This window comes from Rhizobium alarense (genome assembly GCF_021555155.1).
Classification (GTDB): Bacteria; Pseudomonadota; Alphaproteobacteria; order Rhizobiales; family Rhizobiaceae; genus Rhizobium_D; species Rhizobium_D alarense.
In genome coordinates this window covers 18,042-30,931 of the sequence record NZ_JAKGBU010000025.1, presented here as the reverse complement: position 1 = coordinate 30,931, position 12,890 = coordinate 18,042, and the positions used below count along the sequence as shown (strand labels likewise).

13 protein-coding genes and 1 pseudogene are annotated in these 12,890 nt (G+C 61.7%); 5 read left to right on the top strand and 9 right to left on the bottom strand.

What is annotated here, in order from left to right; all coding sequences use genetic code 11:
• Positions 1 to 22 precede the first annotated feature (22 nt).
• Genes traG through traC form a run of 3 tightly spaced genes read right to left on the bottom strand, consistent with a single transcriptional unit; the run spans position 23 to position 2,481 of the window.
• Entirely contained in the window at positions 23 to 1,972 is a 1,950-nt protein-coding gene (gene traG / locus LXM94_RS10080; protein ID WP_235771091.1) for a Ti-type conjugative transfer system protein TraG, read from the bottom strand.
• Positions 1,965 to 2,180 (bottom strand): type IV conjugative transfer system coupling protein TraD, encoded by a 216-nt coding sequence (gene traD / locus LXM94_RS10075; protein ID WP_235771090.1) that lies wholly within the window; start codon positions 2,178 to 2,180, stop codon positions 1,965 to 1,967. The genes traG and traD overlap by 8 nt, the downstream gene beginning before the upstream one ends.
• Positions 2,181 to 2,184: 4 nt before the next feature.
• A complete protein-coding gene (gene traC, locus LXM94_RS10070) occupies positions 2,185 to 2,481 on the bottom strand; it encodes a conjugal transfer protein TraC (protein ID WP_235771089.1) in 297 nt (98 codons plus the stop codon).
• A gap of 247 nt (positions 2,482 to 2,728) precedes the next feature.
• Between traC and traA the strand changes: the two genes are divergently transcribed.
• The 5 genes from traA to LXM94_RS10045 all read left to right on the top strand — a co-directional run bounded on the left by traA (position 2,729) and on the right by LXM94_RS10045 (position 9,007).
• Complete coding sequence (gene traA / locus LXM94_RS10065; protein ID WP_235771088.1) at positions 2,729 to 6,031, top strand: Ti-type conjugative transfer relaxase TraA; 3,303 nt, start codon at positions 2,729 to 2,731, stop codon at positions 6,029 to 6,031.
• The gene (gene traF, locus LXM94_RS10060; protein ID WP_235771087.1) at positions 6,028 to 6,558 is read left to right on the top strand and encodes a conjugative transfer signal peptidase TraF; all 531 of its coding nucleotides are present in this window, start codon (positions 6,028 to 6,030) and stop codon (positions 6,556 to 6,558) included. The genes traA and traF overlap by 4 nt, the downstream gene beginning before the upstream one ends.
• 28 nt (positions 6,559 to 6,586) lie before the next feature.
• Positions 6,587 to 7,741, top strand: coding sequence for a conjugal transfer protein TraB (locus LXM94_RS10055; protein WP_235771086.1), 1,155 nt, complete (start codon positions 6,587 to 6,589; stop codon positions 7,739 to 7,741).
• A gap of 15 nt (positions 7,742 to 7,756) precedes the next feature.
• Positions 7,757 to 8,380, top strand: a complete 624-nt coding sequence (locus LXM94_RS10050) for a TraH family protein (protein WP_235771085.1) — start codon at positions 7,757 to 7,759, stop codon at positions 8,378 to 8,380.
• A 318-nt stretch (positions 8,381 to 8,698) separates the two neighbouring features.
• On the top strand, positions 8,699 to 9,007 hold the full coding sequence (locus LXM94_RS10045) for a transcriptional repressor TraM (RefSeq protein ID WP_235771084.1): 309 nt from the start codon (positions 8,699 to 8,701) through the stop codon (positions 9,005 to 9,007).
• Positions 9,008 to 9,010: 3 nt separating this feature from the next.
• Here the strand turns inward: LXM94_RS10045 and traR are convergent, their stop codons facing one another.
• The 6 genes and pseudogenes from traR to LXM94_RS10020 form a co-directional block, all read right to left on the bottom strand.
• Positions 9,011 to 9,715 (bottom strand): autoinducer-binding transcriptional regulator TraR, encoded by a 705-nt coding sequence (gene traR, locus LXM94_RS10040; protein WP_235771083.1) that lies wholly within the window; start codon positions 9,713 to 9,715, stop codon positions 9,011 to 9,013.
• 197 nt (positions 9,716 to 9,912) lie between these two features.
• Entirely contained in the window at positions 9,913 to 10,905 is a 993-nt protein-coding gene (locus tag LXM94_RS10035) for an AraC family transcriptional regulator (RefSeq protein ID WP_235771134.1), read from the bottom strand.
• A gap of 74 nt (positions 10,906 to 10,979) precedes the next feature.
• Positions 10,980 to 11,312, bottom strand: a complete 333-nt coding sequence (locus tag LXM94_RS26155) for a GTP cyclohydrolase II (RefSeq protein WP_329605600.1) — start codon at positions 11,310 to 11,312, stop codon at positions 10,980 to 10,982.
• A 17-nt stretch (positions 11,313 to 11,329) separates the two neighbouring features.
• Positions 11,330 to 11,620: pseudogene (locus LXM94_RS26290) on the bottom strand (hypothetical protein); the annotation flags it as partial.
• A gap of 150 nt (positions 11,621 to 11,770) precedes the next feature.
• Positions 11,771 to 12,373, bottom strand: coding sequence for a glutathione transferase GstA (gstA, locus tag LXM94_RS10025; protein WP_235771081.1), 603 nt, complete (start codon positions 12,371 to 12,373; stop codon positions 11,771 to 11,773).
• A gap of 80 nt (positions 12,374 to 12,453) precedes the next feature.
• Entirely contained in the window at positions 12,454 to 12,888 is a 435-nt protein-coding gene (locus LXM94_RS10020; protein WP_235771133.1) for a DoxX family protein, read from the bottom strand.
• Positions 12,889 to 12,890: the final 2 nt, after the last annotated feature.

Below are 12,890 nucleotides of genomic sequence, written 5' to 3'. Positions count from 1 at the left end.
CGCATTCCTCTCCTCTCCGGTGTCATGGCTGTGACGTTGCCATTGGGTCGGCTTCGCTTCCGGATGCAGCGCGATGGAATCGGTTTTCGCCGACACAGGCCTTCATGTCTTCACGTCGGAACCAGATCGCGCGTCCGCATCTGAGCGGCGGATTGCCTGATGTGAAGACGATCTGTTCGTCGCTGCGCATGCGCAGCACTTCGTGCGGCATGATCAGCGGCCGACGGCTGAGCTGCTTCGATCGCGATCGTGACGATCCCTTCATTCCCGTGGAGCGGCTTGTCTGGTCGACCTCGACCGTGGTGTCGCCGCAGCGTTTCGAGATGTAGTCGGCCGTGTCCGGATCGTTGATCGCGGCGAACGAAATCCACGACGCGGATTCGAACCATTTGCTTGTCGCATCGCGGCCGCCATAGGCCTCGCGCACCTGGCCGATCGACTGGAAGATCATGGCGAGCGTGATGCCGTATTTCCGGCCGGCGTCGCGCGCGGTTTCGAGGATACGCAGATAGCCGAGGCGGGCGACCTCATCGAGCAGAAACAACGTCCGTCCCGTGACGTCGCCATTGCGGTTATAGATGGCATTGAGCAGCGAGCCGATGACGACGCGCGCCAGACCAGGATGGGCTTCCAGCACCTTGAGATCGAGCGCTATGAACAGGTCCGCGCCGCCTTCCGCGAGCTCGTCGGTCGAGAAACTGTCGCCCGACACGAGCGCGGCATAGTTCGGATAGGACAGCCAGTGCGTTTCCCTTACAGCATTGGCGTAGACGCCGGAAAACGTCTCCGGCGTCATGTTGACGAACACGGCAACGTTCTCCTTCACGAAATCGGACTCGGACTGTTCATAGATCCGCGTCAGCCGCTCGCGCAGCTTCGGTTCCGGCTCCGAGAGGTTCGCCCGGACGCGCCGCAGCGTCTGGTCTTTCTCGTCCGTATGCCCGGACAGGCAGACGTCGGCGATCAGCGCCGTCAGAAGCTGCATGGCGGATGCGCGGAAGAAATCGTCGCGGGCCGACGCGGTGCGCGCATTGTCAGTCATGATCCACGTCGCCACCGCGACGATGTCCTCTTCTTTCGTATTGCCATGGCGTCCGATCCAGTCGAGCGCGTTGAAGCCGATTGCGGGCGTGGCGGGATCGAGCACGATGACGTTGCGGCCGGCCTTGCGCCGATGATCAATGACCATCGGCGCGACCTCGCTCGACGGGTCGAGCACGACGAGGCCGCCGCCCCATTTGAGCGCGGTCGGGATCGTCACCGATGTCGTCTTGAAGCCTCCCGAACCGGCAAAGACGATCCCGTGCGACGAGCCGAACGAACCGTCGAAGCACAACAATGGAGCCCTGCCGCCGGCGCCCCAGCTCTGTGCCTCACCGGCGCGAAACGGCGCGCCCGCCACACTGTCCTTGTCGACGCGGTAACGTTCGCCGATCACGATGCCGCCGGCATCGGGAAAGAGCTTTGCGGCCTCGGCCATCTTCATCCAGTCGGCCTCGCCGTGCACGGCCCGCTTGCCGGTGATCCGCCGCGGAATTGCTTTGGCAAAGGCGGCGTTCCCCCTGATCGCGACGCGCAGCGCGAAAATCCCGGTGAAGACGGCTGCGAATGCGCCGAGCATCGCCGACGGATCGGTATAACCGAACACCGACTGGCCGTGAGGCACCCGATCGGCAAGATCATGCAGCCGCCACCCTTCGCGTGCGATCGCTGTGATGCAGACCACTGAAGCGCCTGCCAGTACGCCTAGACCAGCAGCCTTGATGTTGGCCGCGCCCGCCGTCGCGAACAGGAAGATGACGCCGATCGCGGCCGCCGCCGCGTAAGGCAGGGCGAGGCCGATCCGTCCGAGCATGAGCTTCGCCTGAGGCGACGTTCCGAAACCCGAGAGCCAGTTCTCGATGCCGAACATTGCCAGCATGGCTGCGACCATGAATGCCGCTGGCAGGATTGTGAGAAGGAGCCTATTCATTGTCGCGACCGAACGCCTCCGCGCCGATTGCGGTCAACCGCGAGCGCTCGGCTTCGTCTCCGAGGATGCGTCCGGTGGCGTCGATCAGCAGACCCAGTAGCAGCGCCCTTTTTTCGTAGCGCAAGCCGGCCTTCACGATCAGGCCGCCCAGCTCGATTTTTTCACGCGTGTCCTTCTTACGGGCATTGGTCGATGTGGTTCGCCGCATCCGCTCAAGCCTCGCCAGCGCCGCCCGCATCCGCGCCAGGCGCGACCGCCGTGGACGTGTCGCCGGCGGTCCTGCCGTCGCCGGCATTCTTCTTTCCGGTCGTAGCTCCATTGCCTCCGCGAAACCGCCCGGCGATGTCCTCGAACGCCGCCTGAAGTGCGGCTTCCGCGATCTCGATCTCGCCGAGACCGGCCTTGAGCGCAATCCTGCCGATGCGCTCGGCCTCGCGCGTCTCGGCTGCTTTGAGCTGATCCTGGAGCCTCGCGATTTCTTCCCTGATCTTCGAAGACGGTTTCTTCATTCCGGTGGCACTCCCTGGCTGTCTTGGCGTTGCATGCGCGACGCCAAAACTCCTCCGGATGCGTGCTCAAGGAAATGTGCAGATTTGCACGTCGGCAAGGCCTGCACTTTGGAGGATCATCCCGCCGTTCCGAAGGAGCGGCTCCAAGGGCGCAATTATACGTCGCTGACGCGACGCCTTGCGTTGAGGCCTGAACGGCCTGGCCGGCTCCCGACGAACGAGGTTCGAACCGGGAGTTTCTTGCGCCGTGGCCATCGCCCATTTCTCAGCCAGCATCGTCAGCCGCGGCGACGGCCGCAGCGTCGTGCTTTCGGCGGCCTACCGGCACTGCGCCAGGATGGAATACGAGCGCGAGGCCCGCACCATCGACTACACCCGCAAACAGGGGCTCCTGCATGAGGAGTTTGTCTTGCCCGCCGATGCCCCGAAATGGGCGCGGATGCTGATAGCCGATCGCTCGGTTGCCGGTGCTTCGGAAACCTTCTGGAACAAGGTCGAGGCCTTTGAGAAGCGCTCCGATGCGCAACTCGCCAAGGACCTGACCATTGCTCTGCCACTGGAACTCACGGCCGAACAGAACATCGCGCTGGTGCGGGATTTCGTGGAGCGGCACATCCTGTCGAAGGGCATGGTGGCGGACTGGGTCGACCACGACAATCCCGGCAATCCGCACATCCACCTGATGACGACTCTGCGTCCGCTGACCGAGGACAGTTTCGGCACGAAGAAGGTCCCGATTCTCGGCGAAGACGGGCAGCCGCTGCGCAACAAGGCCGGCAAGATCGTCTACGAGCTCTGGGCCGGCGGGACGGATGATTTCAACGCCTTTCGTGACGCCTGGTTCGAGCGTCTCAATCATCATCTGACGCTGAACGGGATCTCGCTGCGCGTCGATGGCCGATCCTATGAGAAGCAGGGCATCGATCTGGAGCCGACCATCCATCTCGGCGTAGGCGCCAAGGCGATCGAGCGCAAGGCGGAGAGGCAAGGCGTCCGGCCGGAGCTGGAACGGATCGAGCTGAACGAGGCGCGGCGCGCGGAAAACACCCGCCGCATTCTTCGAAAGCCCGGGATTGCGCTCGACCTGATCACGCGGGAGAAAAGCGTCTTCGATGAACGCGATGTCGCGAAGGTTTTGAACCGCTATGTCGATGATTCGGCTGTCTTCCAGCAACTGATGTTGAGCATCATCCTGAATCCGGAAGTTCTCCGACTTCAGCGCGACACGATCGACTTCGCCACGGGCGCGAAGGTGCCGGCGCGCTATTCGACGCGGGAGATGATCCGGCTCGAGGCGACGATGGCGCGGCAGGCGATGTGGCTGTCGGGCCGTGAAACGCATGGCGTGGATGACAAGGTGCTGGCGGCGACGTTCGCGCGACATGCGCGCCTGTCCGACGAGCAGAAAACGGCGATCGAACGGATTGCCGGTTCGGCGCGCATCGCAGCCGTGGTCGGCCGCGCAGGTGCTGGCAAGACCACGATGATGAAGGCGGCCCGCGAGGCGTGGGAAGTCGCCGGATATCGGGTCGTCGGTGGTGCGCTTGCCGGCAAGGCGGCCGAGGGACTGGAGAAGGAGGCGGGCATCGCCTCGCGGACACTCGCCTCGTGGGAATTGCGGTGGCAACAGGGGCGCGACACGCTCGACGCCAGGACCGTGTTCGTCATGGACGAGGCCGGCATGGTCGCCTCGAAACAGATGGCGGGATTCATCGAGGCCGTCGTCAGGTCGGGCGCGAAGATCGTGCTGGTCGGCGATCCCGAGCAACTGCAGCCGATCGAGGCGGGTGCTGCCTTCCGCGCCATTGTCGATCGTATCGGCTACGCCGAGCTCGAGACGATCTATCGTCAGCGCGAAGAGTGGATGCGGCATGCCTCGCTCGATCTCGCGCGCGGCAACATAGAACAGGGGTTGCTGGCCTATCGCACCCGCGGTCATGTCGTTGGAGAAAACCTGAAATCGGAAGCCGTCGAGAGCCTCATCTCGGCCTGGAACCGCGACTACGATCCCGCGAAGTCGATGCTGATGCTGGCGCATCTGCGCCGCGACGTCCGCATGCTGAACATGATGGCGCGAGAAAAGCTGGTCGAGCGCGGGATCGTCGGAGAGGGACACGTCTTCAGAACCGCCGACGGCACCCGCCAGTTCGACGCCGGCGACCAGATCGTTTTCCTGAAGAACGAGGGTTCGCTCGGCGTCAAGAACGGCATGATCGGCCGTGTGATCGAGGCCGCGCCCAACCGCATCACCGTGGCCGTGGGTGAGGGCGATCAGCGCCGGCTGGTGACGGTCGAGCAGCGGTTCTACAACAATCTCGACCACGGTTATGCTACCACGATCCACAAGAGCCAGGGTGCCACCGTCGACCGGGTGAAGGTGCTGGCTTCGCTCTCGCTCGATCGTCATCTGACCTACGTCGCGATGACCCGCCATCGGGAGAACCTTCAGGTCTATTTCGGTCGCCGCTCCTTCGAAATGAACGGTGGGCTGACCAAGATCCTGTCGCGGCGAAACGCGAAGGAAACAACCCTCGATTACGAGCGCGGCACGCTCTACCGCCAGGCGCTGCAATTTGCGGAGAACCGGGGGCTGCACATCATGCAGGTGGCGCGGACATTGTTGCGAGACCGGCTCGACTGGGCGCTGCGCCAGAAAAGCAAGCTCACCGATCTTACCAATCGCCTTCGCGCTCTCGGCGAACGGCTCGGCTTGCGGCAATCCTCGCCAACCCAATCAGCCAAGGAGTCGAAACCCATGGTCGCTGGCATCACCCGGTTCGAGAATTCCGTCGCCGATACGGTCAGCGAGAGACTCGACGCTGATCCGGCCTTGAAGAAGCAATGGGAGGAGGTTTCGATCCGCTTCCGCTATGTCTTCGCCGATCCCGAGACCGCATTCCGGGCGATGAACTTCGACGCCGTGCTGGCGGATAAGGACTTGGGGACACGGGCGCTTCAAAAGCTCGAGGCCGAACCGGTGTCGATCGGTCCTCTCAGGGGCAAGGCCGGCATTTTTGCCAGCAAGGCGGAGCGCGAGGCGCGCCGCGTCGCCGAGATCAATGTGCCTGCCCTGAGGCGTGACCTCGAACGCTATCTGCAGATGCGGGAGAATGCGGCGCAGCGGCTCCAGGCTGACGAGCAGGCGCTGAGGCAGCGCGTCTCGATCGACATTCCGGCGCTGTCGCCAGCCGCGCGCGTGGTGCTCGAGCGCGTGCGCGATGCGATCGACCGCAACGATCTTCCGGCGGCCCTTGCATATGCGCTCAGCAACCGCGAGACGAAGCTGGAGATCGACGGGTTCAACAAGGCTGTGACTGAGCGGTTCGGCGAACGCACCTTGCTTACCAACGCCGCGCGTGAGCCGTCGGGCAAACTGTTCGACAAGCTCTCCGAAGGCCTCCCCTACCAAGAGAAGGAGCGCCTGAAGGAAGCCTGGCCGGTCATGCGCACGGCCCAGCAGCTCGCCGCCCATGAACGCACGACCGAGACCCTGCGGCAGGCCGAGGAGCTGCGTCTCGCGCAGCGCCAAGCCCCGGTGATGAAGCAATGAGGCGACGCGGCGAGATCATGCTGCTGAGCGCGTTGTTGATGGTTGTCGCCAGCGTTGGCGCGATCGCGACCGTCGGCGGCTATCGGCTAAACCTGACGCCGAGCGAGCCGCTCGGGCTCTGGCGTATCGAGACGCTCCGCCGCTCGACCGAGATCGGCGATCTGGTGTTCGTCTGCCCGCCCGCGACCGCAATGTTCGAGGAGGCACGACGGCGAGGATATCTCCGGAGGGGCTTGTGCGCCGGCGGGTTCGCGCCGCTGATCAAGACGGTCGCAGCGCTTCCCGGACAGCATGTCGAAATCACCGATCACGTCGTGATCGACGGCCGTTCCCTTGCCGCATCCGTCGTCCGGAAGACGGACGGAGAGGGCAGGCCGGTCACACCGTATCCTGGTGGCATCGTGCGGCCCGGACATCTCTATCTCCACTCCTCTTTTGTGAGCTCCTATGACTCCCGATACTTCGGACCGGTTCCGGACAGCGGCCTTCTCGGGCTCGCCCGGCCGATCCTCACCTTCGATCCGTGATCACATTTCTGGTCATTGGCGATCTGCTTTGCTCATCGTCGCATCCGTCGCCTGCGGCTCACTCGGCTGGAGCGGCAATGTGCTCGCCCTTCCTGTTGCGATGCTCTTCCCGGCGCTTTGGGCGATGTCGCCATCGCGTGCGGTCGCGGCGCTCGTGTCGGCCGGCTATTTTCTGGCCGCTTCGCGCGGTTTGCCGCTGGGCGTCGCAAACTTCTATTCAGCCGATCTTTGGCCGGGCTTCCTGCTCTGGTTCGCGGCCTCACTCTCCTTCGTCGCCGTGCATGCAGTGGCGTGGAGAAGGAAAGCCGAAGAGGGGCGACCGGGAATAAGAAGGGTGGTGTGCTATCTGGGGGCGGCGGTGCTAATGGGGCTTCCGCCCTTCGGCATCACCGGATGGGCGCATCCGCTGACCGCAGCCGGCGTTGTTTTTCCGGGCTGGGGCTGGTGGGGCCTAGCGGCGGCTGCGGCCGGCCTGCTCGTCATGGTGACGAGATTTTGGCCGGCTGCCGCCATTGGCCTCGGAGGTTTCTGGCTCTGGTCCGCCGCAACGTGGACAGGGCCGAATCTACCGGAAGGATGGAGGGGCGTCGATCTTGAATACGGCCAGATGCTCGGTCGAGATGGGGCGCTCGAGTATCACAGTGACCTGATCGCAACAGTGCGCAAGGCGGCAGGCAAGGGAACCCGCGTCGTCGTCCTCCCCGAAAGCGCGCTCGGATTCTGGACGCCGACAGTCGCTCGCCTTTGGCGGGAGGGGCTGAACGGGGGCGACGTCACGGTCGTCGCCGGCGCAGCCGTCATCGATGCGCAAGGCTACGACAATGTCATAGTGGCGGTTGGTTCCCGCGCCGGCGACATTCTCTACAAGGAGCGCATGCCGGTTCCGGTTTCGATGTGGCAGCCATGGTTGCGATGGACAGGGCAGGGCGGCGGTGCCCGGGCACACCTGTTCGCAAACCCGGTCGTGGAGGTTGGGACAACGAGGATCGCGCCGCTCATCTGCTACGAGCAACTCATCCTCTGGCCAGTCCTGCAGTCGATGCTGCATTCCCCTGGCGTCATCGTCGCAACCGGTAACGGCTGGTGGACCGAAGGCACCTCGATCGTTGCGATCCAGAAGGCGAGCGTGACCGCCTGGGCGAAGCTGTTTGAGCTGCCCGTCGTCATGGCCTTCAACACTTGAGAAAAGGAAACCGGGATGGTTGACGCCGCCCTCATCAAACAATGCGCCGATCCGGGCTTGAAGCCCGCGATTATCGAACAGTTCATTGAGCGGGCGGGGTCGCAGGATCCGCTCGCAGTCACAGTAAGGTCCGGAAACCGCATGGTGCTGGTGCCGAGGCCCGGCACGCCGGACGAGGCAATGGCGCTGATCCGTCAGAATCTCGGCCGCAATGTCGTTCGAGTCGGCATCACGCAATATCCAGCCGGTCTCGGCATTATGGAGGCCGGTGAGCTGAAACCGGACCTGGTCGATGCCTGTGAAAATATCCGTAAGGGCACGGCGCTCTTCGCCAGGGTCTATCGCATCGTGATGAAATGGTACGGCAATCCCACCGAGAGCGAGGTTCTTCCCGAGGTTCTCGACGATGCGATCATCGCCTGGCAGACCGGGTATTTCGAGGGGACGGCGGTGTTCCGGGCGCCGGATCCTGGTGAGGTGGAGGTGGCTGAACCTTACAAGGAGAAGTCTGCGAGCGATGCCATCGAGCAATCAGCAGATCCTGACGTAGTGACCGATCCTGTCACGGATGTGGCCCGTGGCGACGATCCCAACAACGCCGGCATCCGTGTCGATCTTTCAGGAATTGATGCTGAATGACCTTGATGCTCGCGACATTCACCGCGCGACTTCTTTGATCATGTGCATGTTTGCACTGGCGAATTCAGCTTCCGCCCTCTATAAGGGCGGATAGGGCAGTACGCGCTGCCCGGGGTGTGCAAACCCTTCCTAGCGGTTGGCGTCGGCCGAGACGGCGCCAGGATCCTCTGACCATTTGGCCGGGGGCCTGTGACGTATGTCCAGGCACCTCGGTGCTAAAGGTCTCAGGACTGTCTAGGACGGTTTGCAACCCCCGGCTCGGGATCAGGGATTAACGTTTGCGGGGGCGCACCGCGGACAAGCCGGAGACTGGATCGAATGACACCGGACGCGCTACCATCGGAAGATAAACTCGAGATGCGTCCCGTGTACGGGCTGACGCAGGGTCTTCCCAAGGCTGATCTGGAGAGCCTGACCATAGATGCCATCCGAACCCATCGGCGTCTGGTCGACGAGGCTGACCGGCTCTTCCAGGCACTGCCCGAGAACTACAAATCTGGTAAGGTCACCGGCGGCACCCAACATCTCACATACATCCAGGCCTGCATGGAGATGCACGCGCAGATGTATGTGGTGAACACGCTGGTCACCATTCTCGGCTATATCCCAAAAGTGTCGGTGAACTGAGGCTCAGATCAGCTTTCTCCGAATGGCGACGGCGGTCAGATGGGTCAGCGTGTGCACGTCGAATCGTTTCTTTGTTTCGGCAATCTTGACGCGCACGCTGTTGTATTTGACACCCTCTAGGTCGGCTGCCTCCTCCATCGTCTTTCCGACAGCGATCCAGCTCAAATAGGCGGCTCCCTTGGGGTCGAGACCAAGCGGCTCTTCGACACTGGGAGTCGGATCAGCGAAATTGATGCGGGCATGAAGTTGCGCGACCGCGGATGCAGCCTCGACAGGGTCGATCTCGCGATCGAGGTCGACTGCCGGCTTCTCCGAGGCAAGCGTGAACATCGCGATTGAGCCGTATGCCGTCTTGATGGGAACTGTGATGCCCGACCTGATGCCGAACTCGGCAGCATGCGCGAAGAAGGAACGCTCGGCCTTTGAGGTCCGTGGCACCTGTTGCTCGCCGCCCCAGGTGAAGGCCCGCTTCAGCGATCTGGCGCGTCGAATAACCGGATCGATCGCAAGATAGCCTCGCTTGAAATAGTCGGACTGCCACTCTGGGTGATAGTTCGAAATTGCGATGGAGCGCCCTGGCTGGATGTTGAGATAGGCATACCCCGCAAACCCAAGCTGCTCGGTAAGAGTTGCCAACGCGTTCTTCAGGATGCCTTCGTCGCTAGGGATTGCGGCGAGATCGGTCAACTTGTCCAGCCAGTGTTGCATTCGGAATTCCTTGTCGATCGTCAGGTGGAACAGATCATATGATCCCTTTATGAGTAGGTTGTCCTAAAATGCAATCTAAGATTGCATAACTTAGTTTATGGAACTTCCTCGTGCACACTGGATGTCGGCAGCTGAAATCAAACTGTGGCGTGCTGGGACGATCTCAGCTTCGCGAGGCTCCTCCAGCTTGATCACTATCACTTATCCCCATCGAACGCGCCGCCCCCGATCTTGCGAATTGTGTGAGATGGGAACTCACCAAAGCGGTCTCGATATTGAGCTGAAAATCGTCCCATATGTGCAAAACCCCATTTCCGCGCAACGGCCTTCACCGATGCATCAAGCTCACCCAGCAAAAGCTCTTTGCGTGCCGCGTCGAGCCGCAAATGCTGCAAATAGGCAATGGGCGTCGTCATCCGGAACTCGCGAAATCCTCCCTGCAATGTTCGGGCGCTTACGCCGCAGGCATCCGCAATCTCGTCGAGCGTTATCACGCGCGAGATATTGGCGTGCATGTAGTCGATTGCGCGTTTGACATGCCGCGGCAAAGGAGGTTCTACGCTGCGACACAACTCATGAGAGTAGGCGTGCGGGACAGCCTCGATCAGAAGCTCGATGACCGCATCTGAGAGATTCCCGAGTGCGACAGGGGACTTACGCAGCGTTCCGTCCGCCAAACCACTGTGCATCATGGCAGCCAGCCGAGCCAAGCCTAATCCCGCGCCACCGGAAAGATCAATTTCGGGTGCGAAATCAAGACGCTCTCTTATTGGAGAATTCAAGCGAACTGCGAGCCGTCGGATCAGTTCGCGATTGGAAATTCTGAGACAGAGATGTTTTCGGAGACCGTTGATGCGTATTTGGTTTTCTAACAGGCCATCGGCAATCACTCCGCGATCTCCTTCAGACAGCATTTGCCGCTTGCCGACGGTGATGAGGGCGCTTCCTGCCAAGGGAATGATCACCATATTCTTATCGGCGAGGCCCGGAAAACGGACCGTGAGGTCGCCTTCATAGCTGCTGGCGATAATGGAAACCGCCCCCGCACAGAACATGTGGATATCATAGCTGATGCCCTCTCGACCGCCCGGAACAACTGCTGTTGCGGGTAGCAGGCGGGAAAAGGCTGTTGAGAGCTCCCGCGGATTTGTCCCAACGAGGGAAAGATGGTCGCCTTTGTTCCAACGCATTTGGGACACTACGAGCTTCCTATTTTCTGCCCGGAGGGGATCGCCCAGAGATCGGTTCTCTCTGCCTGCTCCTCTCACTTCGTCAAATCGATCGTGTGGCCGGTGTGCCGGACCTTGGCCTCAAGATAGCGAAGATTGTGGTGACCCGCGAAAACGCCGGTCGGCCGAACTGCGGCCACCTCTATGCCAGCGGCCGCCAACTGCGCGCACTTATCGGGGTTGTTGCTGAGAAGCGCGATACGCGTGATCCCGAGGGCAACCAGCATTTGAGCGGCAGCCGTGTAGTCGCGCTCGTCCTCGCCACGCCCCAAGGTGCGGTTGGCGGCGTATGTATCCTGTCCGAGTTCCTGGAGGCGGTACGCCTCCAGCTTTCGGTAAAGGCCGATGCCGCGTCCCTCTTGCCGCAATAGAGAAGATACCCGCCTTCGTCGGATAAACGCAGCAGCGTCTCCTGGAGCTGCGGTCCGCAATCGCAACGCGCCGAACCGAAGACGTCGCCCGTCATGCATTCGGAGTGTACCCGCACGAGCGGTGCTTGTTCGTCAGGGCTGCCGAGCTCGAGCGCGACATGCTCCTTATTGTCGGTGTGACCGCCGAAGCTGTAAATCGTGCCCAGAACTTCCCTACCGTCGGCCAGATGGATCGGCAATTTGGCAGCGGTGCGAATATGCGGGGTGTTCCCAGGATAAACCACCCTTCCACAATGCTCATTCATGTTGGACCCTCACCTGAATATCTGCGCAGTCAGGAAGCCTTTCTCAGGCGATAACCTGAGCAATTGACGTTGCCCCGGCGCGCGCCTGCACGCACGAGAGGCTCATAGGCTCATAGGCTCATAGGCTCATAGGCTCATAGGCTCATAGGCTCAGGACAGTCCCTCTGCCTTCAACGCTTCCTGCACCGGTGCGCGGGCTGCAACACGACCGAGAAGTGCTTGCAGGTTCTTGAAGTCGGCAAGATCGACGCCGGCATACTTTCCCCAGCCGACGACGACGAACAGGTAGGCGTCGGCCACAGTGTATGTGTCGCCCATCACGTAGGCCTTGCCATCGAGCTGCCCTTCCATCCACTGGAAACGGTCGAGTACACGACCGCGGTGAAATTCCTTGACCTCCTCCGGCATGGCGGGATTGAACAGCGGCCCAAAGTTCTTGTGCAGTTCGCTGCTGATGAAGGCGAGCCACTCGACGAGCCGATAACGTTCCATCGTGCCCCAGGCAGGCACAAGCTGCTTTTCCGGTACCCGATCAGCCACATACTGCATGATCGCCGGCCCCTCGGTCAGGCGTTGGCCGTCATCGAGTTCGAGCAGGGGAACATAGCCATGCGCGTTGACGGAGTAGTAGTCGACGCCATCGAATGTGTGCGTCTGCAGATCAACACGCACGGGTGTAAAGGGCAGTCCAGTTTCGCGAAGAACAATGTGTGAGGCAAGCGAGCAAACGCCGGGGCTGTAGAAAAGTTTCATGCAGAACTCCGAGGAAATGCGAAGGAATAGTTGCGATGATGACATCGAGTGGGAAAATGCTCCCGTTCAGGCATAGCCCTTTATCCGCGCGACGCGACGGGCGCCCTCTTGCCGCGGCCCCACAGGATGAAGGCCACGAGAGGAAGCAGGATTAAGTTGAGCGGAAGGGCGGCAAATTCACCCCGCGTGGCATGGAAGATGATGGCGCAGATTTGCAGCAGCGTGCAGCCAAGCGCCGCAAGCACGGTCAGGCGCGGCTGGATGCGGGTAAGAGCGGGCAAGAGGATGCCGATCCCGCCCGCCGCATCGATGAGGCCGGTAAAGCGCAATAGCGTCGGATATTCGACGGGCCATTGAGTCTGCCACATCGCGGCGAGCGCCTCGGCGGGCATGAAGAGCTTCTGGAAACCGAACAGAATGAAGGCGGCGAACATCAGCGTCTGAACGCTCCAGAGGCTGATCTGCAGTATTTTGCCGGCAGGCCGGATGTGAGTGGAGACGGTGTTTGCTTGCATGT

Bases quoted from the DNA above. Each gene is read 5' to 3' on its own strand.
- traG (WP_235771091.1), bottom strand. From the start codon at position 1,972: ATGAATAGGCTCCTTCTCACAATCCTGCCAGCGGCATTCATGGTCGCA.
- traD (WP_235771090.1), bottom strand. From the start codon at position 2,180: ATGCGGCGAACCACATCGACCAATGCCCGTAAGAAGGACACGCGTGAA.
- traC (WP_235771089.1), bottom strand. From the start codon at position 2,481: ATGAAGAAACCGTCTTCGAAGATCAGGGAAGAAATCGCGAGGCTCCAG.
- traF (WP_235771087.1), top strand. From the start codon at position 6,028: ATGAGGCGACGCGGCGAGATCATGCTGCTGAGCGCGTTGTTGATGGTT.
- LXM94_RS10050 (WP_235771085.1), top strand. From the start codon at position 7,757: ATGGTTGACGCCGCCCTCATCAAACAATGCGCCGATCCGGGCTTGAAG.
- LXM94_RS10045 (WP_235771084.1), top strand. From the start codon at position 8,699: ATGACACCGGACGCGCTACCATCGGAAGATAAACTCGAGATGCGTCCC.
- traR (WP_235771083.1), bottom strand. From the start codon at position 9,715: ATGCAACACTGGCTGGACAAGTTGACCGATCTCGCCGCAATCCCTAGC.
- LXM94_RS10035 (WP_235771134.1), bottom strand. From the start codon at position 10,905: ATGCGTTGGAACAAAGGCGACCATCTTTCCCTCGTTGGGACAAATCCG.
- gstA (WP_235771081.1), bottom strand. From the start codon at position 12,373: ATGAAACTTTTCTACAGCCCCGGCGTTTGCTCGCTTGCCTCACACATT.
- LXM94_RS10020 (WP_235771133.1), bottom strand. From the start codon at position 12,888: ATGCAAGCAAACACCGTCTCCACTCACATCCGGCCTGCCGGCAAAATA.